The organism is Clostridia bacterium (genome assembly GCA_036654455.1).
Lineage (GTDB): Bacteria > Bacillota > Clostridia > Christensenellales > CAG-314 > JAVVRZ01.
On record JAVVRZ010000001.1, the window covers coordinates 255,094 to 276,370 of the forward strand.

At 36.9% G+C, this 21,277-nt stretch carries 24 protein-coding genes; 2 read left to right on the forward strand and 22 right to left on the reverse strand.

Going from position 1 to position 21,277, the window contains the following annotated elements:
• Position 1: 1 nt before the first annotated feature.
• The 18 genes from RR062_01255 to pta all read right to left on the reverse strand — a co-directional run bounded on the left by RR062_01255 (position 2) and on the right by pta (position 15,872).
• The gene (locus tag RR062_01255; protein ID MEG2026349.1) at positions 2-1,528 is read right to left on the reverse strand and encodes a YifB family Mg chelatase-like AAA ATPase; all 1,527 of its coding nucleotides are present in this window, start codon (positions 1,526-1,528) and stop codon (positions 2-4) included.
• A 154-nt stretch (positions 1,529-1,682) separates the two neighbouring features.
• On the reverse strand, positions 1,683-2,024 hold the full coding sequence (gene rplS / locus RR062_01260) for a 50S ribosomal protein L19 (GenBank protein MEG2026350.1): 342 nt from the start codon (positions 2,022-2,024) through the stop codon (positions 1,683-1,685).
• A 184-nt stretch (positions 2,025-2,208) separates the two neighbouring features.
• Positions 2,209-2,553: a YraN family protein gene (locus RR062_01265; GenBank protein MEG2026351.1), complete on the reverse strand. Its 345-nt coding sequence runs from the start codon at positions 2,551-2,553 to the stop codon at positions 2,209-2,211.
• Positions 2,546-3,160 (reverse strand): ribonuclease HII, encoded by a 615-nt coding sequence (locus tag RR062_01270; protein MEG2026352.1) that lies wholly within the window; start codon positions 3,158-3,160, stop codon positions 2,546-2,548. Before RR062_01270 ends, RR062_01265 begins: the two co-directional genes overlap by 8 nt.
• Positions 3,157-4,002: a ribosome biogenesis GTPase YlqF gene (ylqF, locus tag RR062_01275; protein MEG2026353.1), complete on the reverse strand. Its 846-nt coding sequence runs from the start codon at positions 4,000-4,002 to the stop codon at positions 3,157-3,159. Before ylqF ends, RR062_01270 begins: the two co-directional genes overlap by 4 nt.
• Before the next feature lie 2 nt (positions 4,003-4,004).
• Complete coding sequence (trmD, locus tag RR062_01280; protein ID MEG2026354.1) at positions 4,005-4,679, reverse strand: tRNA (guanosine(37)-N1)-methyltransferase TrmD; 675 nt, start codon at positions 4,677-4,679, stop codon at positions 4,005-4,007.
• Complete coding sequence (gene rimM, locus RR062_01285; protein MEG2026355.1) at positions 4,669-5,172, reverse strand: ribosome maturation factor RimM; 504 nt, start codon at positions 5,170-5,172, stop codon at positions 4,669-4,671. The genes trmD and rimM overlap by 11 nt, the downstream gene beginning before the upstream one ends.
• Positions 5,173-5,177: 5 nt before the next feature.
• Complete coding sequence (locus RR062_01290; protein MEG2026356.1) at positions 5,178-5,408, reverse strand: KH domain-containing protein; 231 nt, start codon at positions 5,406-5,408, stop codon at positions 5,178-5,180.
• 4 nt (positions 5,409-5,412) lie between these two features.
• Positions 5,413-5,679, reverse strand: a complete 267-nt coding sequence (rpsP, locus tag RR062_01295) for a 30S ribosomal protein S16 (protein MEG2026357.1) — start codon at positions 5,677-5,679, stop codon at positions 5,413-5,415.
• A gap of 67 nt (positions 5,680-5,746) precedes the next feature.
• On the reverse strand, positions 5,747-7,060 hold the full coding sequence (ffh, locus tag RR062_01300; GenBank protein ID MEG2026358.1) for a signal recognition particle protein: 1,314 nt from the start codon (positions 7,058-7,060) through the stop codon (positions 5,747-5,749).
• Positions 7,061-7,411, reverse strand: a complete 351-nt coding sequence (locus tag RR062_01305; GenBank protein ID MEG2026359.1) for a DNA-binding protein — start codon at positions 7,409-7,411, stop codon at positions 7,061-7,063.
• 82 nt (positions 7,412-7,493) lie between these two features.
• On the reverse strand, positions 7,494-8,387 hold the full coding sequence (ftsY, locus tag RR062_01310) for a signal recognition particle-docking protein FtsY (GenBank protein MEG2026360.1): 894 nt from the start codon (positions 8,385-8,387) through the stop codon (positions 7,494-7,496).
• A 255-nt stretch (positions 8,388-8,642) separates the two neighbouring features.
• Positions 8,643-11,576, reverse strand: coding sequence for an AAA family ATPase (locus tag RR062_01315; protein MEG2026361.1), 2,934 nt, complete (start codon positions 11,574-11,576; stop codon positions 8,643-8,645).
• Positions 11,573-12,262 carry a ribonuclease III gene (gene rnc, locus RR062_01320; protein ID MEG2026362.1) on the reverse strand — a complete coding sequence of 230 codons (690 nt, stop codon included), beginning with the start codon at positions 12,260-12,262 and terminating at the stop codon, positions 11,573-11,575. Before rnc ends, RR062_01315 begins: the two co-directional genes overlap by 4 nt.
• Complete coding sequence (gene plsX / locus RR062_01325; GenBank protein ID MEG2026363.1) at positions 12,252-13,253, reverse strand: phosphate acyltransferase PlsX; 1,002 nt, start codon at positions 13,251-13,253, stop codon at positions 12,252-12,254. Before plsX ends, rnc begins: the two co-directional genes overlap by 11 nt.
• A gap of 163 nt (positions 13,254-13,416) precedes the next feature.
• Positions 13,417-13,605 carry a 50S ribosomal protein L32 gene (gene rpmF, locus RR062_01330; GenBank protein MEG2026364.1) on the reverse strand — a complete coding sequence of 63 codons (189 nt, stop codon included), beginning with the start codon at positions 13,603-13,605 and terminating at the stop codon, positions 13,417-13,419.
• Positions 13,606-13,682: 77 nt separating this feature from the next.
• Complete coding sequence (locus RR062_01335) at positions 13,683-14,882, reverse strand: acetate kinase (protein ID MEG2026365.1); 1,200 nt, start codon at positions 14,880-14,882, stop codon at positions 13,683-13,685.
• A gap of 12 nt (positions 14,883-14,894) precedes the next feature.
• Positions 14,895-15,872 (reverse strand): phosphate acetyltransferase, encoded by a 978-nt coding sequence (gene pta, locus RR062_01340; protein ID MEG2026366.1) that lies wholly within the window; start codon positions 15,870-15,872, stop codon positions 14,895-14,897.
• Positions 15,873-15,974: 102 nt separating this feature from the next.
• Between pta and RR062_01345 the strand changes: the two genes are divergently transcribed.
• Positions 15,975-17,126, forward strand: coding sequence for a nucleotidyltransferase family protein (locus RR062_01345; protein MEG2026367.1), 1,152 nt, complete (start codon positions 15,975-15,977; stop codon positions 17,124-17,126).
• A 117-nt stretch (positions 17,127-17,243) separates the two neighbouring features.
• Positions 17,244-18,074 carry a hypothetical protein gene (locus RR062_01350; GenBank protein MEG2026368.1) on the forward strand — a complete coding sequence of 277 codons (831 nt, stop codon included), beginning with the start codon at positions 17,244-17,246 and terminating at the stop codon, positions 18,072-18,074.
• Here the strand turns inward: RR062_01350 and RR062_01355 are convergent.
• From RR062_01355 to RR062_01370, 4 genes are all read right to left on the reverse strand, one after another.
• A complete protein-coding gene (locus RR062_01355; GenBank protein ID MEG2026369.1) occupies positions 18,064-19,071 on the reverse strand; it encodes a hypothetical protein in 1,008 nt (335 codons plus the stop codon). The two genes, RR062_01350 and RR062_01355, sit on opposite strands and share 11 nt — an antisense overlap.
• Before the next feature lie 82 nt (positions 19,072-19,153).
• Entirely contained in the window at positions 19,154-19,627 is a 474-nt protein-coding gene (gene coaD / locus RR062_01360) for a pantetheine-phosphate adenylyltransferase (GenBank protein ID MEG2026370.1), read from the reverse strand.
• A 5-nt stretch (positions 19,628-19,632) separates the two neighbouring features.
• A complete protein-coding gene (rsmD, locus tag RR062_01365) occupies positions 19,633-20,175 on the reverse strand; it encodes a 16S rRNA (guanine(966)-N(2))-methyltransferase RsmD (GenBank protein ID MEG2026371.1) in 543 nt (180 codons plus the stop codon).
• Between the two features lie 68 nt (positions 20,176-20,243).
• Positions 20,244-21,203, reverse strand: a complete 960-nt coding sequence (locus tag RR062_01370; protein MEG2026372.1) for a GNAT family N-acetyltransferase — start codon at positions 21,201-21,203, stop codon at positions 20,244-20,246.
• Positions 21,204-21,277 lie beyond the last annotated feature (74 nt).

Consider the following 21,277-nt stretch of genomic DNA (forward strand, 5'->3'; position numbering starts at 1 on the left):
TTTACATTACCCCAAATTTACGGTCAAGCGACCTATATTGTATGGCTTCGGCAATATGAGAAGGTAAAATATCGTTGGAATTATCAAGGTCAGCGATTGTTCGAGCCACTTTTAAAATACGATTATACGCTCTTGCCGACAATTTAAGCCTTTCAAAAGCTTGTCTAAGTAAATTATCGCTTTCTTGGTCAAGCTTACAATACTTTTTAATTTCTGCCGAAGTAAGTTGAGCGTTACAATGGTGAGTAGAATTAATAAATCTTGTCGCTTGTATTTTACGCGCCGAATTTACCCTTAATTTTACGCTTGAAGAAGATTCTTCTTCGTTTTGGCTTACAAGTTGAGAGTATTCGATGTTGTCAACTTCAATATGTATATCAATACGGTCAAGCAAGGGCGCAGAAAGTTTACGCATATATTTAACAATTTGCGAAGCGGTGCAAGTGCAAACTTGATTTGCGCTACCAAAATTACCGCAAGGACAAGGGTTCATACTGGCTATTAAAATAAAGTTAGACGGATATGTAATAGTTCCTTGCGCTCGGGAAATAGTAATAACGCCGTCTTCTAAGGGTTGACGCAATGTTTCTAGACTTTGTCTAGTATATTCAGGCAATTCGTCAAGAAAAAGCACGCCATAATGCGCTAAGGATATTTCGCCGGGTTTAATTTTTGCCCCTCCGCCAACAAGGGCGACGGTAGTAGCGGTATGGTGAGGCGAACGGAAAGGACGAACTCTAATCATTCCGTCGTCGAGTAGTCCTGCGACGCTATAAATTTTAGCAATCTCTAAGGCTTCGTCAAAAGTCAAATCGGGCATAATTGAAGGAACTGCCCTAGCTAACATAGTTTTGCCTGCGCCGGGAGGGCCTATCAACAAAATATTATGTCCCCCGCTTACGGCAATTTCCATAGCTCGTTTTGCCGAATATTGACCTTTAATGTATTTAATGTCGTTGTCGTAAGTTATTGAAGTGTCGTTCTTCCAACCGTCAGTTTCAATAGGCGTAAGCTCGGTTTGATTAGTTAAAAATTCTATGGTTTCTCTAAGACTATCTACCGCAAAGACCTTTAAACCTTGCGTAAAACTTGCTTCTTTGCTGTTTTCTTTGGGAACAATAACATTTTTATACCCTAATTGTTTTGCCGAAATTAACATTGGAAGTATGCCGTTTACGTGTTTAACGTCGCCGTTTAAAGATAATTCGCCTAAAATAATGTATTCGTTAATTTTGTCGCAAACTATGGTTGAACAAGATTGTAAAATTCCAAGCGCTATTGGAAGGTCATACATACTACCTTCTTTTTTGATATCGGCAGGGGCAAGGTTGACTATAACCGAAGCTATTGGATATTTATAACCGCTATTTTTTATAGCCGAACGAACACGCTCTTTTGACTCTTTAACCGCAGTGTCTGCAAGACCAACAATATCCACCCCGGGAAGACCGGTTTGAATATCAACTTCGATAGTTAAAGGTATGCCTTCTAGTCCGTTTAGAGCAAAACTGTAAACTCTGCTAAGCATAATTTAATTCTCCTAGTAGAAAATATGTTTTTAGTATAGAGTGAATAATAAATAATTACAAGCCTTTTTGACTTATTTATACAAAAACGCCATAATTATGTATTTAATATACAAAAAGGCAACACGTAAGTGTTGCCAAAAAGAAAATTCGCTATTAAACTTTTTCCTTAATCTTTGCAGCTTTGCCCGTCCTATCACGTAGATAGTAAAGTTTTGCTCTCCTAACCGAACCTTTGCGTAAAATCTCGACTCTTTCAATCTTGGGGCTGTGTAGTGGGAAAGTCCTCTCTACGCCGATACCCGAAGAAATTCTTCTTACTGTGAAACTTTCTCTTAGTCCGCCGTGTTTGCGAGCGATAACAATGCCTTCATAGGCTTGTAGCCTTTCTTTGTTACCTTCAATAACTTTAAAGAACACTCTAACTGTGTCGCTGACGTTAAATTGAGGAACATTTGGATTAAGACTATCTTTTTCGATTGCTGTGATAATGTCCATAATTCTTACTTTTTCTCCTTATTAAATTTAAGTTTACTAAGTGTTCATTCACATATAGATGTCAGCGGAACACCCGAAGTACCTAGTTATACTAGCACAATTTGCCTAACTTGGCAAATGTTTTAAGTCAATTTTTAGCTTATTTTATAAGCATTATTAACTATAATCTTAGCTTTTAAGTAGATTATCTTGTAAAAGCCGAGATAATATGATTAATTTGTTTATCAATTATTTCTACGCAGTCAAAACGACAAAATGTATTGACTATATCGTGTTCGACTATATAATATTTTGCAACTTGAATAATTTTACCTTGCTTATGTTTATTTACGGCTTGCGAAGGTCTGCCATAGTCTAAATTTTTACGATACTTAACTTCTACAAAAACTAACACTCCCTTATCTAAACAAATTATATCTATTTCGCCTATTGGGCAACGATAATTGCGTTTAAGAATTTTGTAGCCCAACTTTTTTAAATAGTTGGTAGCTTTAATTTCTCCAAAAGCGCCTAAAATCTTGTTAAACATTTGTAAAGTGAGTTATAAAAGTCTTACGGTGTATCTCACAAAAACCGTATCGTTTAAGGGCTGTTATATGTTTTGCAGTACCATAGCCTTTGTTTGAAGCAAAGTCATAAAAAGGATATTTGGCTGACAGCTCTTGCATTAGCCTATCCCTAGTAACTTTCGCAACTATGCTTGCGGAGGCGATTAAATAACTTAGCAGGTCGCCTTTTACTAAGGAAAAAGTAGGAAACTTTGTAGCTTTTAGACAAACCGCATCAATTAAAACACAGTCAATATCTTGCATTTGTTCAATACAAGAAGTCATTGCGAGTTTGGTAGCGTTTAAAATATTAATTTTGTCAATTTGTTGAGGAGAAACAATGCCTATATGATATTGAGTAGCTTTACTGATAATTTGCTCGTATAGCTTTTCTCTTTTTGCAGGACTAAGCAGTTTGCTGTCGGTTACGCCCTCAATAATATCATTTAAAGGTAATTCTACGCAAGCGGTCAGCACGGGACCTGCAAGACAGCCTCTACCGACTTCGTCAACTCCGGCAAGGCGAATTAGCCCTTTTGCATTAAGTTGTCGTTCATAAATTAAGTTGTCGATAGTTTGACTTTTCACAACTTTTGTTTGGGTTGTTCAAGACAAATACGACCTATTTTGGCTTTGCGAAAGTCGTCGATTATTGCCTTTGCGCCACGTTCGAGGTCGGGAATATTACCGCTAAGTAGATATCCTCGTTTGATACAAATTTGTTTAAGCGTTTCTTCGGGCGAAAGCAATTCGGTAAGTTTATAGCGTTCGATTAAGAGCGAAGAATAAAGCTGAGCAAGCTCGGCAAGCAAATCTTGCGCAAGAGTTACTATGTCAACTATTTCTTCTTTAATACTACCTATAAAAAACAAGTGTTTACCGGTTAGCTCGTCGTCAAATTTAGGCCAAAGAGTGCCTGGCGTATCAAGAAGTTCAAGACCGTTATCAAGTCTTACCCACTGTTTTCCCTTAGTTACTCCGGGTTTATCGCCTGTTACGGTAGCTTTTCTAGCCGAAAGACAGTTGATAAGCGTTGACTTTCCCGAGTTGGGAACGCCGAGAATCATAACTCTTACCGGGCGAATTATTCCACGAGCTTTGCAAGTGTTAGTAAATTCTTGGCAAGCGTTGAGAAAAGTTGCTTGGAGTTTATTTTTTTCTGCGCTGTTAATGCTAGAAAGAGCTATGCAAGGGTGACCCCTTTCTTTAAAAAAAGATAACCATTTGTCAACAATTTGCTTGTCGGCAAGGTCGCATTTGTTAAGAATAAATACCGTAGGTTTGTTGGCAAATAACTTGTTAAATTGCGGATTAAGGCAAGAATACGGAGCGCGAGCGTCAAGCACATACCCTACGCATTGGCATAAAGAGATGTTTTCGCCCATAACTCGCAGAGCTTTGTTCATGTGACCGGGAAACCATTGTATCATAATTAATCCTTATTGAGTAAATCGGGACGAAACCGTTTTGTCATTAGTTGAGATTGTTCTTCTCGCCATTTGTCAACTTCTTGGTGATTACCGCTAATAAGTACGGGCGGAACGGAAAGACCGCAAAAAACTTGCGGGCGGGTATATTGAGGATATTCCAAAGAGTTGTTGCTAAAACTTTCATCGACTACCGATTGACTACTGCCTAGCACGCCGTCTACATAACGTGACACAGCGTCGACAACTACCATTGAAGCTAGTTCGCCTCCGGTTAAAACATAATCGCCTATTGAAAGTTCGTAATCTATGTCAAGGTCAATAATTCGTTGGTCAATGCCTTCGTAGTGACCGCATAACAACAGTATGTGTTCTTCTTCGGCAAGACTCTTTACGACTTGCTGAGTAAGCGTCACGCCCTTAGGCGACATATAAATGCGCTTAGCTTTATGCTCGCTGTCTACGAAATTAATACAGTCGTGAATGGGTTGAGGAGTAAGTAGCATACCTGCCCCTCCGCCAAAAGTATAGTCGTCGCATTTGCTATGTTTGTCTTGCGAAAACTTACGAATATCATAAACGTTGATTGTAAGAAGTTGTTTTTCCCGAGCTTTACCTAGTAGCGATGCCGATAAAGGCGTAAACATTTCGGGAAAAAGCGTTAAAATATCAATTTTCATAAACGCTAACCTCATTAAAACGTTGTTCTTCAAGAGTAATTTGTTTTTTAGTTAAATCTACATTTTTAAGCAAGCCGACAATAAAAGGAAACATAATTGTCTTGCCATTAGAACACTCTACGGTGAAGACATCTGCGCCTTTACCTTGCAAGACCGAAGCGAGTTTGCCTACTACTTCGCCTGAACTAAGTATTACTTGACAATCAATTAAGTCGTCGATAAAAAATCTATTGTCGGGTAAAGTTAAATTTTGACTTTCGACATAGACTTTTGCGTTAGCAAGTTCTTCGGCGTCGTTGCGTGTGTTTACGCCATCAAATTTGACTATAAATAAAGTATCAGTAAGCGCTCTAACGCTAGAAATATGCGTTAGAGCGTCATTGATATAGCAATTCTTTAATTTGGTAAATTGAGCTAAATTGTCAAGTAAACACGACAATTTAACTTCGCCTTTAATGCCGTGCGCTTTGACAATAACGCCGATTAATTTCATATTAGTTAATCTGCAATTTCGATTGCGTATCTTTGCCCGTTCTTAATGCCTGCCGCCTTAAAGATTGTGCGAATTGCCGTTACTATTTTGCCTTTTTTGCCGATAACTTTACCGACATCGCCGGGCGCAACTTTAACGGTGATTGTTTCTACGCCGTTTTCAAGCGAAGAAGTAATCGAGATATCTTGTTTATTGTCGACAAGATGTTCGATAATAAACCTTACTGCTTCAATCATTATATTAGTCCTTCGTAACTTTCTTAGAAGCTAATAAGCCTTGCTTTACAAGTAAATCTCTTACTGTGTCCGAAGGCGTAACGCCCTTAGCAAGCCAAAGTTTAACTTTTTCTTCGTCAAGCTTAATTTCGGCTGGATTTTTAAGAGGATCATAAGTACCGAGTAAATCGATATATGCGCCATCTCTTGCTGTGCGTGAGTCTGTCACTACCACACGGTAAAAGGGTGTCTTGTTGCTTCCTAGTCTTGTCATTCTCATTTTAACTGCCATTGTAATTTTTCCTCCGAGTAAATTTAATATATTTTGTTTGTATTATTTATGTTTGTAATTTTGTAATTTAGAAAGGTAACTTTGCGCCTTTTTTGCCAAACCTACGCATCATTTCTTTGGTTTGCTCAAATTGTTTAACTAATTTATTTACCTCGGCGACTGTAACTCCACTACCGCTAGCTATGCGTTTGCGACGAGAATAATTGAGTATCTTGGTATCTTGTCTTTCTTTTGGCGTCATTGAAAGAATAATCGCCTTAGTGTGAGAAACGTCTTTGGGGTCAATTTGCGCATCTTTAAGCCCGAGTTTGCCCGCATTTGGAATCATACCCATTAAGTCGTTAAGATTGCCCATCTTAGCCATACTGTCCATCTGCGTTAAGTAGTCGTCAAGAGTAAAGGTCGAATCTTTAAGTTTCTTTGCCATTGCCCTAGCGTCTTGCTCGCTTACCGACATTTGAGCTTTTTCAATCAATGTTAGAACGTCGCCCATACCCAGTATACGATTAGCTATTCTATCGGGATAGAAAGGTTCTAAGTCAGTGAGTTTTTCGCCTGTTCCAGTCAATTTAATTGGCTTATTGCAAACCGCTCTAATTGAAAGAATTGCGCCTCCCCTAGTATCGCCGTCAAGCTTAGTTACAATTACGCCAGTTAGACCGATTGAATCTTCAAAAGTCTTAGCTACCGTTACTGCATCTTGTCCGGTCATTGCGTCAACGACAAGTAAGGTCTCGGTTATGGATATATTCTTCTTGATGTCGGTGAGTTCCTTCATCAAGTCGGTGTTAATGTGAAGTCTGCCTGCGGTATCGGCAATAACTGTGTCAAAATTATTAGCTAGCGCATATTCGATAGCCTTAGAGAGTATTTTTGTAGGGTTTGCCGTACCCATTTGGAAAAAGCCAACGTCAGCCTTCTTGCTTACAATTTCTAACTGAGTAATAGCGGCGGGACGATAGATATCGCAAGCTACTAACAAGGGACGCTTATTCTGCTTTTTAAGGTAGACGCCAAGTTTACCGCACATTGTTGTCTTGCCTGCGCCTTGTAGACCGCACATCATTATTACGGTTGGTAGTTTGCTAGAAACTAATAGTTTACTTTGCTCGCTACCAAGTAGAGCTATAAGCTCTTGATTTACAATTTTAATTACCTGTTGACCGGGCGAGAGCGATTTAAGGATATGCTCGCCTAATGCCTTTTCGGTTACTCGGGCAATAAAGTCTTTGGCGACTAAGATATTAACGTCGGCTTCAAGCAAGGCTATTCTAATCTCTCTCATTGCTTGCTTAATTTCTAGCTCGGTCAAAGCGCCTCTATTTGTAAGTTTAGAAAATACGTGATTAATCTTGTCCGCAAGAGTAGTAAAAAATGCCATTTATTCACCGCCTACTATATTAGTTAAGATTTGTAGTTGCTGTAAAATTTGCTGTTGAAGATAAACTTCTTCCCCGCTTAAATTATCTTTAATATTTGTAACCGTTTGCTTAATTAAATCGTATTTTTCCAGTAAGCCAAGTTTATGCTCATAATTGAGTAGCTGTTGCTCGGCAGTTGTAACAAAATCATAAGCGCCTTGCCTAGAAATATTGTATTGCTCGGCAAGTTCGGCAAGCGAATTGTCATAATTGTAGAACAAGTTAAGCATATTAGCTTGTTTTTCGGTTAGCAATTTGCCATAGATATCAAAAAGCATAATTGTTTGAAGTTTGTCTTGTGTTTTGTTCATAAATTAAGGTGTAAAGCAAATTTACTTTACACCTAGATTATATCATAAATATTAAAGTTGTCAAACAAATTTAATTAAATTTTTAAATAATACTTTCAACAAAAGCTTGTTCGTCAAACGGAATTAAATCGTCAATCCCCTCGCCTAGACCTACAAAATATACCGGCAATTCTTTTTCGGCGGCGATAGCAAATATAACTCCGCCTTTTGCCGTACCATCAAGTTTAGTAAGCACAATACCGTCTAAGTCTATGGTTTGATTAAATATTTCTACTTGGGAAAGGGCATTTTGCCCCGTTGTAGCGTCAAGAACAAGTAAATTTTTTTGCGTTGCGTTAGGATATTCTCTTGCGACAACTCGATTTATCTTTTTAAGTTCTTCCATCAAGTTAACTTTATTGTGAAGTCTGCCTGCCGTATCTATTATTACAATGTCAGTGTTATGAGCCTTAGCCGAACTTAAACAGTCAAAAACTACGGCTGCGGGGTCTGAACCTTGACTATGTTTGACTAAGCGTACGTTTGCTCGTTTGCACCAAACTTCAAGTTGCTCGGCTGCGGCGGCTCTAAACGTATCTGCGGCGGCCACAAGCACGCTTTTGCCCTGCGTAGTATAGTAATTTGCAAGTTTACCAATAGTAGTAGTTTTGCCAACGCCGTTTACGCCTACAACCATAATGACAACGGGAAAAGTAAGCTCAAAGGTAGAGTCGTAAAGGTTTTCAATCAAGGTTTCTTTAAGATATTGTCTAGCTTTTGCAGTATCGGTTACTTTATCTTTTACCATCTTTTCTTTAAGTTGGTCGATAATGCCTTCGGTTGCGTAAGCGCCAACGTCAGCCGACAAAAGAAGTTCTTCAAGCTCTTGATAAAATTCTTCGCCAAAAATGCCCTTTTTAAAGAGTTGAGCAATGGTAAAGCTTATCGCTTGTTTAGTTTTTTTAAGTCCTTGCGCTATACGTGAGAATATATTCATATCGAATACCTACTTAATTATTTAGTTTTTCTAGTTAATTATTTAGACGCTGTATTGCTTAGTTTTTCTAGTTAATTATTTAGACGCTGTATTGCCTAGTTTTTCTAGTTAATTATTTAGACGCTGTATTGCTTAGTTTTTCTAGTTAATTATTTAGACGCTGTATTGCTTAGTTTGTTCTAGGCAAACATTATATTGCTGTATTGTTAGTTTGCTTTAATTAATAATCACTGCAATTTGCATAAAAGCGTCGCCTTAGTTTGCAATAGTTGACAGAGCGTCGGTCAACTGTACCGATACAATCTTGCTTACGCCCTTTTCTTCCATTGTAACGCCATAAAGAACGTCGCAACTCTCCATGGTTGGCTTTTTGTGGGTAATTATTATAAATTGCGTATCTTCTACAAACTTTTTAATGTAGCTAGATATGCGCTGAGCGTTTGCGTCGTCTAGGGCGGCTTCAATTTCGTCTAGTACGCAAAAAGGCATTGGTCTAAGTTTAAGTATGGCAAACAGTATTGCAACTGCGGTTAAAGTGCGTTCTCCGCCCGATAGTAAGGTAATATTTTGAAGTTTTTTGCCCGGAGGCTGAGCCTCTATTTCGATACCATAATCCATTTCTTCTTTGTTTTCTTGTCGGTCGATAGTCATGTGGGCGTGTCCGCCGGCAAATAGCTCTTTGAACACCATACCAAAATTAGCGTTAATAATCTCAAAACCATCGTTAAATCTTACGGTAATTTCCCTTGTGATGTCTTTCAAAAACTTTGTTAGGTCGGCTTCGGCTTTTTTAAGGTCTTCTATTTGAGTATTTATTTCGTCATAACGCTTTTGTGTGCTGTTGTAATCTTCAATAGCGTTTTGGTTAATATAACCTAAGCGAGATATGGAATTGCGAAGTTTGCCAATTTGCGGTTTGCTTGCCTCAAAATTGTAATTTATGTCTTTGTAACGCATAGCCGAACTATATGTTAAATCATATTCGTCTTCCATACGCTGTTGGGCTAATTTCATATCGTCGTCAAGCCTTACAAGATTAAATTCTTCTTTATTTTTGCTCTCGGTATGTTGTTGAACTTCGGCTAGATAAAATTGTCGGTCGTGGTCAGCCTCGCTAAATTTGCTTTGTATATCTTTTTTAAGTTTATCGGCGCTTTCTAATTTTTGGGTAATTCCGTTAAGTTCTGCAACTTCTTCGGCGTTACCTCCGCTACTATTTATTTGGTTATACAAATCTTTAATTTGTATTTCGTTCATAGCAATTTGACGCTTTTTTTGATTAATATCAATGTTTGAACGAGAAAGCGTTTGATTATAAGAACTAATTCTACTTTCGTACGAACGAATATTTGAAGTAATACCTGCAAGCTTTAATTTATTGTTGTTAATTTCTTCTTGAATACGGTCTTTTTTATCTTTTACTATGGTAAATTCTTTTTGAATTTGATTAGCCGACTCGGCAGAAGTATCTTTTTCTTGTTGAATTATTTCTTCTTGCGATAAAGAGTCTTGCAAAGATAGTTTTAAAAAATCGCATTTTCCGCTAATTTCTTGTTTTTCTTTAAGTAATTTATTTCTATTCTCAATTTTTGCCTCTTGTAAGGCTGAAAATTTTGCCAGTCTTTCGGCTAAAACCGACATAAGAATTAAATTTTGTTGCCAGTTTTCGGCTTTGACATTATCTGCTTTTAATTCGGTTTTACATTTTAAGCTAATATTCTCAACCAAAGAATTAATATATTGAGTTAAGCCTTGATCAAGCGTCATTTTTGATAACGCAGTAGAAACATTTAGCACGTAACCGTCAATTTGACCTGCCATTTCTTGCGTTGTTTGGTAGGCAAAATTGCTATCGATTAAATCTTTAATTTCTTTGCTTTGCGACTGACTCATTTGATTTAACCTATTTGTAATTTCGTCGCAGTCGTTGTCAATACGAGAAATGCGTGAAAGCAAGCTGTTTAGCTCGCCTTTAACTACTGAGGTCTTTGAACGTTGAACGCTAAGCCTATCAATGATAACCATTAATTCTTTTCGTTTTTTGTCTAACTTTTCTTGCGCTATCGTAATAGCGTCAAGATAACTAAAATGTTCCTGTTTAAGTGTTTCCAAGTGGGCGGTGATTAACCCTTCTTGTTCCTTCATCTCGATTGTAGATTTTTTAGTAAGTTCTATATTGTGTTCGGTGTTAGAAATAAGAGTTTTTAGGTCGTCTATTTCAACGTTTAATTTTTTATTATTTTCACCGTTATGTTTAATTCTTTCATTAAGAAGTTTCAATTCTCCCGAATAACGCTCGATTAAAACCGATAAATTTAATTGCGTGCGTCTTAAATCGGTAATTACAGCGTCAATATCGGTAATTTCGGCAAATAATTTTTCGTATAGAGCAAACGCTTGTTTATATTTGTCTTGCGAAATGGCAAGCTGTTCGTCTATGGCAACAATTTTTTGTTTAATAGCATTTTTATTTGCGCTAGAATTGTCATAATTATATATGTAACTGTTTATTTCGTGATATTTAAGTTCCTCGACTAAGGCTAGATATTTTTGGGTGTCGTTAGCTTGTTTTTTAAGCGGAGTTAGCTGACGATTAAGTTCGTTTATAATGTCGTAAAGTCGAACTATATTATCACGAGTTTTTTCAAGTTTCTTCTCGGTTTCGGCTTTGCGAACACGAAATTTTGATATTCCTAACGCTTCTTCAAAAATTGCTCGACGGTCTTCGGGACGAGCGTTTAAAATAGCGTCCATTCTACCTTGTCCTACTATTGAATAACCTTCTCGACCTAGTCCGGCTTCACGCAATAAGTCGCTTATGTCTTTAAGCCTAGTCAAATTTTTATTAAGATAATATTCGCTTTCGTTACTGCGATAAAGTTTACGAGAAATGGTAATTTCGTCCAAGTCTATTGGAAAAATACGTGGCTTATTGTCAAGAATTAAGGTAACTTCGCAATAACTCATAGATTTTCTTTGTTCTGTGCCTGAAAAAATTAAGTCAAGCATAGTTTTGCCTCTTAACGCTTTTGCCGACTGTTCGCCTAAAACCCAGCGAATAGCGTCAACGACGTTAGATTTTCCGCAACCGTTAGGTCCAACAACGCCAGTTATTGGATAGTCAAATTTAAGAGATAATTTGTCGCTAAACGACTTAAAACCATATATTTGTATTTCTTTAAGATTCACTTTTGCTCCTTTTTGCTGATAATTTCTAGGGCATTGCTTGCCGAAACAGTTTGGGCTATTAATTTCGAACCGCCTAGACCGCTAGAAACTAAAACTCCGTCTAGATAAAGTTCGTAACAAAATTCGGGGTTGTGGTCGGGTCCACGCTTAAACGCTTGTTTATATTTGATTGATATTTTATTTTTTTGACAATATTCTTGTAACATTGTCTTGGGGTTGCTATAAAAATTACCGCTTATGCTTTGGTCGAGTTGATTAGACAATGTATTTAATACAAATTGTTGAGCGTTAATATAGCCTCCGTCAAGATAAATTCCACAAAGTATTGATTCGTATAAATTTGCGTAAATTTTTAAATGTAACGTATCTCTAAGCATAAGTTGGCTGTCGCCTAAATACAAATATTCTTGTAATTTTAGCGACCTTGCAACGGCGGACAAAGTTTCGGCAGAAACAATAGAAGAACGAATTTTTGACAACTCGCCTTCGTCTTGCTTAGAATGGTCATAAATATACTTAGATACAATTATTTGAAGCACTGCGTCGCCTAAAAATTCCATACGCTCGTTGCTTGTTAAATTATGTTGATTTGCGTAGGACGAATGCGTCAACGCCTTGATTAAAAGGTCAACGTTAGAAAAATTGTAACCTAATATTGTTTGTAAAGCCGTTAAACTATTGTTCATTGTTACGTGGCAAAGTATCTTTTATCTTGTTGATAAAATTACTTTTGTGCATTTCCTTGACTTGCTCGATAGCGCAACAAATCGAATTAGCCTTGCTTGCTCCGTGAGCTTTAATTAATATTTTGTTTATGCCTACAAACGGCGCTCCGCCATTTTGGTTGTAATCCATACGAGATTTAACCCTTCTAAATGCAGGCTTGGCAAGTAAAGCGCCTAACTTTGTGAAAAACCCCTTAGATATTTCTTGCTTAATCATTTTTAACATAGTAGTTGCCGTACCTTCGCAAGCCTTTAAAGCTATGTTACCGTACATACCGTCAGCTACTACAATGTCGTAACTGCCCGAAAGAATATCCCTTGCCTCCATATTGCCTACGAAATTAATAGGTTCTTGTTTGAGTAGTTCAAAGACTTGTTTAGTAAATTCGTTACCTTTCTTGTCTTCTGTTCCATTACTTAAAAGAGCTACTCTTGGCGAACTTATACCCAGCACGCTATTTGCGTAGCTTATAGCAAGGTAAGCAAATTGAACAAGCATAGCTGGCTTGCAATCGACGTTTGCTCCGCAGTCAATTAGCAATACTTTACCGCCATTTAATGTTGGAAGTAGCGGAAGTAAGGCAGGACGAGAAACGCCCTCGATACGACCGATTTTTAAGACTGCGCCAGTAAGAACTGCGCCAGTACTGCCCGAGCTAACCATTCCTACGCACTCGTCGTCATTTTTAACTCTGTCAAGGGCGACAACCAAAGAAGAATCTTTTTTTGTTCTAATAGCCGTAGTGGGTACGTCAAGGTTTGTGATTACTTCGCTAGCGTTTAGATATTCGATGCGACCGTCAAATTTACCGCCTACTAGATTAGTAAGTTCGACGGCATTTCCCGTTAGAACAAGGTTAATATCTTGATTTTGCATAAGCGCTAGAAGACACCCTTTTACCGTTTCTTGCGGGGAATAATCTCCGCCGTAACAATCAACTACAATTTTCATAATACTACTCCCTATTTAATGTTATTAATTATACCTTACTATGACTACTCTTGCAATACTTTTTGATAAATTTATAATATGTTTCACAAAATTGATAAATTGTTTCACAAAAAAAGTAGGCTAGACAAAGCTAACCTACTTTTGATTGGTATCAAACTAAAAATTACTTCTTTTTCTCTTTCTCTATTACTATTGCTTTTCCGTCGTAATAACCGCAGCCTTCGCATACTCTATGAGACAATTTAAGCTCGTGACACTGTGGGCAAGTAGAAAGGCCCGGAGTAGCTGCTTTCCAGTTAGCCGCTCTGGTATGTTTTCTTTGCTTAGATACTTTACATTTTGGTACTGCCATAATTTCGCACCCCCATTTACATATTAGACACAGTCGCAATTATACTTGCTTTGTCTGCGTTTGTCAAACAATTTTTACTATTTTTTAATAACCCTTTGAGTTTCTTGGGCAATTACTAATTCTTCGTTGGTTGGAATGACCAAAATCTTAACTTTTGAGGTTGGGGCTGACAAATCAACAATTTGTCCACGTGGGCAATTATTGTTTTTGTCTAAATCAAGTTTGATGCCTAAATAATCCATATCTTCGCAAGCCTGTTCTCTTACATAAGGGGTATTCTCGCCGACGCCTGCGGTAAATACTAGACAGTCTAGACCATTCATAACTGCGCTATATTCGCCGATATACTTTTTAACACGATAAGCAAAGATGTCTACTGCACGTTTGTTATATTCTTTTGCAAGATTTTCTTCGCCAGTTAAATCTCTAAAATCACTGCTATTGCCCGAAAGCCCTAACATACCGCACTCGGCGTTTAAGTGTTTAAGAACTTGCGATATTGTTTTATTGGTTTTTTGCATTAAAAACTCAACAATAGCCGGGTCAATCGAACCCGAACGAGTACCCATTGGAAGTCCGTCTAAGGGCGTAAAGCCCATTGATGTTTCTACGCTTATTCCGCCGTTTACTGCTGTGATTGAAGAACCGTTGCCTAAGTGACAAGTAATCGTTTTAAGTTCTTTTATAGGTTTATTTAGATATTTTGCAGCTTCTTGCGAAACAAATTGGTGGCTTGTGCCGTGAAAGCCGTATTTACGTATGCGATATTGCTTGTAATCTTGGTAGGAGATACCATATAGATAAGCTTTTTGAGGCATTGTTGCGTGAAAAGCGGTGTCAAATACGCCAACCATAGGAGTTTTAGGCATAACGGCTTGACAAGCTACTATTCCCATAATATTTGCAGGGTTATGTAGAGGCGCTAGTTCGCTGTTAAGTTTACAAGAATCTAACACTTTTTGGTCGATTAAAACCGAGCTAGAATAATCTTCTGCGCCGTGAACAATACGGTGTCCTACTGCGCTTATTTCGTCCATAGACTTAATAACGCCACATTCCTTGCTAACTAAACAGTCAAGAACCATTTTGATAGCTACCGTGTGGTTAGGCATATCTTTTTCAAAAACATAGGACTTGCCATTTGCCTTATGAGTTAATACCGAACCGTCAATAGCTATTCTCTCGCAAAGACCTTTTGCAATAACGCTATTGTCTGCCATATTGATTAATTGATATTTAAGCGAGCTACTGCCCGCATTGATAACTAAAATTTTCATTTAACTTCCCCTTTAAATTGATTGTAAAGCTGTCATTGCGACAACGCCTACAATATCTTCGGCTATGCAACCACGAGATAAATCGTTGCAAGGCTTTGCCATACCTTGGCAAATAGGACCATAGGCTTGATATCCGCCTAAGCGTTGAAGTATTTTGTAACCGATGTTGCCTGCGTTTAGGTCAGGGAAAATAAAGACGTTTGCGTGACCTGCGACCTTACTGCCCGGACACTTTAATTGACCAACTTCTTCGACGATAGCTGCGTCAAATTGAATTTCGCCTTCTATTTCTATTTCGGGAGCTCGTTCTCTTACAATAGCGGTTGCGTTAGCGACCTTAGTTACGTCGTCGTTTTTAGCGCTTCCCCTAGTTGAAAATGATAACATTGCAATCTTAGGAGTGTCTGTTACGAATTTTTTAGCCGAAGCGTTTGCGCAAATTGCAAAATCTGCAAGTTCTTCTTCTTTGGGGAAAGGGGTAACTGCGCAATCTGCAAATAAAAGTTTGCCAAATTTTTCTACGTTGGGGTTATACATAACGAAAAACCCCGAAACCGCCTTGATGTTAGGAGCTGTCTTGATAATTTGTAGAGCCGGTCTAAGCAAATCGCCGGTTGAGTGGCAAGCTCCGCCTACCATACCGTCAGCGTCGCCTAATTTAACCATCATTACGCCGTAATACATAACGTCTTTGACAAGCTCGTAGGCTTGCTCACGTGTAAGACCTTTTGCTTTTCTAAGCTCAAAAAGATAGTCTGCGTAACCGTCGAGTTTGTCGCTTGTTTTTGGATTGATTATTTGAACATTTGCAAGTTTAGAACTTTTAGCTCTAATCACATCGGCATCGCCAAGTAAAATGACTTTACAAAAGCCATCTTCAACAATCATCTCGGCAGCCTTAATTACACGTTTGTCCTCGCCTTCGGGGAGAACAATAGTTTTTTGGTATGCCCTTACCAACTCTTTGTAGCTTTCAATTAATTGGGACACTTAAAACCTCCGTTGCAAAAGAATTGCAAATATGTATTTTTTAATGTATAATGAAACTATACTATAAAAAAAGCTAAAAGTCAAAAGACAAAGGACAATATTTTGAAAATTTGCGGAATTATTTGCGAATACAATCCTCTACATAGCGGACACTTATATCACCTTGATTTTACCAAACGACAAGGCGACGTTGTCGTATGCGTTATGAGCGGAAACTTTACCCAGCGGGGCGAAATAGCTTGTATGGACAAATATGTCAGGGCAAAGCACGCTATATATTCCGGAGCTGATATAGTGCTAGAACTTCCAACTATATTTGCAACCTCTTCTGCCGAACATTTTGCTTATGGCGGTATAAAAATTCTTAACGCAATAGGCGCTGATATTCTTTCTTTTGGAAGCGAATGCGGAGATATCAATTTATTGACCGAATACGCCGAGATGCTTAATCACCCAACCGAAGAATTTAACCTAACCGTCAAACATTTTCTAAGCAAAGGTATGAGCTACCCTGTTGCAATATCTAATTCGGCAAGTCAACACTTTGCGAAACCGAATATATTAAACAAACCCAATAATATCTTAGCCATAGAATTTATTAGACAAATAAAGATGCAAAATAGTAAAATGACGCCGATTACAATCGAAAGAGAAGACAACTATAACGAAAATAATCTTAGATTTAATTATCCTAGCGCAACGGCTATACGACATCTATTTGAAACAAATCAATTAGATACAATCGGCAAATTTATTCCCGACTATGTTTATGAAGATTACAAAAAACAAATACGAAGCGACTACGAACAACTAATTTACGCCTATTTAAATACTCTTAACGCCGATAGCTTAAAAAGTATTTCTAGAATAGAAGGCGTTACCGAAGGACTTGAAAACCGAATTTTAGCAAATTGCGCAAAGGGAAATTATTCTTTAATGGTAGAAGCTATCAAAACAAAAAGGTATACTTTAACAAAATTGCAACGTATATTTTTAGCAATTCTACTAGGCAAAACTAAAAATTTGCTTACAAGAGCTAAAAAAATTAGACCTTATACAAGGGTGCTAGCAATTAATAAAGATAAACTAAATCTGCTTAGTTACCTAGCAAAATGTAAAATAAGTCTTGTACCCGATATTTCAAAAGAACAAAATTGTTTGTACGAATTAGACTTAAAAGCCTCAAACATCTACGCCTCGCTTGCGCAAGAAGTAGGCAACAAAGACCTTACTATGGGACTGCAAAAAGTGTAAATTTAAAAATCATTTTTGCTCGACTTACCGCATAACTTTAAATATATGGTAAGTCTTTTTTTATTGCTTTTTTTAATAATTTTCGGGCTATATATTACTCAGTCAAACATCTATATTTTGACCTTTTTAGATGGGCTGACTATTTGGATTAAAGCCGTTGTTCCGGTATTGCTACCCTTTATGATTATTTCAAAAATAGCTCTTAACTATGGAATATTCGACAAGCTAAAAGGCGAAATAATTTTTAAAAAACTTTTTTCCGCTCCCAAAATAGCCCTAAGCGTATTTCTTCCGTCCTTGCTTTGCGGTTATCCGCTCGGCGCAAAACTTGTAAGCGAACTCTATTCTACTAGGCAAGCGGATACCGCATTATGCTATAAATTGTTAACTTTTTGCTCGTTGCCTTCGCCAATATTTACTATTGTCACAGTAGGTTGTGTAATGTTAAATAGCCTTGAAATAGGCATAATAGTCTACATTTCTTGTATTTTATCAAATACTATGTGTGGAATAGTACTTAAAAAAGCCTTTGTTTGCCAACAATTACCAACTTTACAGTTAAAAAAAGTAACCGCTACAAATATAATGACAGACTCGATTATGTCCACTCTTTCGGTTGGAAGCTATATCGCAGTCTTTGCTTTGCTACAAGAATTAATATATCAAATTACAACAACACTGATACCCAACATAAATATTAATATGTTTAACATTTTTTGCGGGCTAATCGAGATGTCGAGAGGTTGTAGCAAAGTAGCTCAGTTTTCTCCCTTGCTAGCAAGCTGTATATGCGCATTTTACGTAGGTTTTGGTGGGCTATGCGTGTTTGCTCAAAGCTATTCTTACTATAAAAAATGCCGTCTAAACGGCGGGATAATGCTAGCAATTAAGTTACTACAAGGGGCGTTTGCTTGTATATTTTGCCTGTTGATTATAGTTATTTTTTAAACTTTTTTGCCTCGATAATCGAGTCTAATTCTATTAAAAGCTTGCCTGTTTCTTGTATGGAAATACATTCGTCAATTTTAGAATATCCGTATTTTTGGCTATCTCTACCGCAGTTTAAATAGCTCTCTAACATAATTCCGCCTATTTGGTCAAAGTGATTTGTAACTGCGTCAATGGCGTTTGCCGATTGATTACTCGCCCTCTTATCGCTGTTTGCGTGCGAGCAATCTATTAAAATAAAGTTATTTTTTATATCTAATTGCTTATATAGACCGTTTAATTTTTCCAGCGTTAGGTCGTTACAGTTATTATAATTTATGTCTTTAAAAGTGTATCCCCTTAAACAAGCGTGGGCAAGTTTATTGCCCGAAGTCAAATAAGTCAAGTTATTATCAATTACTGTTTTTGGGTTAGAAATACAAAATATTGATTGAGCAAGCGCAGTCAAATTGCCCGAAGTATTGTTCTTTACGCCAACGGGTATATCTAGTCCGCTGGCAAAATTACGATGCAGGGTTGATTCGCTTGTGCGTGCGCCTAAAAAATAATAAGATATTAAATCTTTGCAATATTTATATTGTTCAAAAAAAAGTAACTCGTCCGCTAAGGGCAAATCGGTAATTGATAAGCAATCAAGCAAAAGTTTGCGAGAAGAATAAATACCATAAGCAACGTCGACGTTGTCGCTAGAAGAACCAAAAAACATACCAATATAGCCTTGACCTAAGGAACGAGGTTTTGCGGTGATTATTCTAGGCACAAGTAAAATATTTTTAAGTTGATGCGAATATTCAGCCAACAGATTGCAATATTCCTTAACTGCTTGCGCATCGTCGGCGGCGCAAGGACCACAAACAACTACAAAACGATTTTTTGTAGTAATAGCGTCAAACAAAAGTTTATCATTTGCTAATTTTTTAGCTCTTAAAGTCGAATTTAAAGGTAAATCTTTATATAGTTGCCTTAACGAAGGTAATTTTGATTGAAGTGTGAACATTATTTATCCTTAATTTATTTAGTTTTCGGTATAGTTTACTTGCTCGCAAGTTAAAAAGGCGTGTGAGCTGATTAATATAATATTATTTTGTAAGTAATTTTACTATGTTTTGTTCTAACCCATTCGGGACAAACTTCGAGATATCTTTGCCTAGAATAACAAGCTCCCTAACTAGACTGCTTGAAACTGCTTGAAACTGCTTATCACAAGCAAGGAAAACTGTTTCAACATTGCTAAATTGCTTGTTGATATCCGCCATATCCATTTCGTATTGAATATCTTGGGCGTTTCTACCGCTTTTAATAATCAAATTAGCGTTATTTTTAATACAAAAGTCAATTAACGCACCATCAAATTTTGCAACAACTACGTTTGGCAAGTTTGCCGTAGCTTTACAAACTAGGTTAAATCTATCTTCTAAGGCTATTGAATACTCTTTATTGCAGTTGTTGAGTACGGCAACAAATAATTTGTCACAGAGCTTGCTAGAACGAACAATTATATCAAGGTGACCAAGCGTAATCGGGCAAAAAGAACCACAAAAAACACCGTTCATAATTTTTAAACTCCTAATTTATAAAAAGTAAAATTAATTGTGCCGACTTTTTTAATTCTATATTGATGCAAAATATCAACCGAAGTTGGTAAAATTGTTTTTAGCGAAGATTCGCATACAATAATCGCTTGGGGAGAAAGCAAATTATATTTGCAAAGAAGTTGAAGCGCATTAACATAGTAATCGCACATATAAGGGGGGTCGATAAAAACTATGTCAAATTTACCGTCAAGCATAGCAAGAGCGGTTTGATAATCGCTTTTAATCACCGATATTTCGTCAAGGCAAACAAAACGTTGAGCATTTTGCTTGACAGCTTCAATACTAATTGAATCTTGGTCGACAAATACCGTTTGAATTGCTCCCCTACTTAACGCTTCGAAGCCTAACGAACCCGAACCTGCAAAAAGGTCTAGTACTCTTACGCCTTCTAAGTCAAATTGAAGAATATTAAATAAAGTTTCTTTGGCTCGGTCAAGCGTAGGACGAGCTTGGTTATTGGGAATAATTATGTTTCTTCCCTTAAATTTTCCACTAATAATTTTCATAGTTACATATTACCACATAATCAATATTTTTAACAAGTTAAAAATGACACTTGTAAGGTTTTTAATGTTTAATATTTATCTAAAACAAATAATTTTTGTGTTTTGAGTAATTCCGTTAAAGAAATATTTCCAAAAACACATTTTGTGAGTTCTTCGACGGTAAGATTTGTAAAAGTGGTATTTTTATCTTCTTTATGCGAAAAAGAAATTTTAGTATTAGAATTGCTTACGATTAATTTGTAATAACCATTGTTAAGAGGAAAAAAATTGTCGGTCAAATAAAAATTGTAACTGCCACAACTATCATATTTAATATGTTTAAGCAAATATTTTACGTTGACGATTCTTACCATTAAGTCCCAGTTATCAGGAGTATTTAAACCGCTAGCTAAACTAGGATAAATTGAAGAAACATCGCCGGAATAATCAAGCAAATGCCCTAAGCGGTCAAGACAAACATAGCAATTTGTTAGCCCTAATTTGTAAGAATTTATTGTAAAATTAGACACTTTCCACTCGCTAAGCAGTTGCGTATAACGAGCTAAATCTCTAATTATGTAGCCATCGAAATTTTTACAATATTGTTCGTAACAAGATAGCAAAAACGAGGGTCGCAAGTCGTTAAGAATTGAAAATTGTTGTTGAACTGCCGTTTGAGGCTTTGAATTGACTTGTATGCGGGTAAAATCATATTTGGTGTAATATGTAAAGGAAAATGGCGACAGAACTACGAAGGGCGTTCTACGAGCGTAAAGAAGGTTTAAAGCTTTGTAGATTACCTTTTCCATAATACGTTTTCCACGCAGGTCAGGCAAGGTCGCAGCTGCGCTAACATAAGAAAAATTAAAAGTCTTACCCCTTAAAAACATTTTTTTAGTGACAAGGTGCAAGGCGGAAACAATTTTTCGATTTATTTTATGCGTTACAGTGTTGCGAGGCAAAAAATAATTATCAAAAAAGAACTCTACTTCTTGGTCCAAGTCGTCAAATGATTTTTTATATAATTCTACTAATTCGCTTTTTTTCATTGAAATATTATAGCACAAGAAATAACAAAATCAATTGAAATTAATTAAAAAATATGTTAATATATATAAGAGGT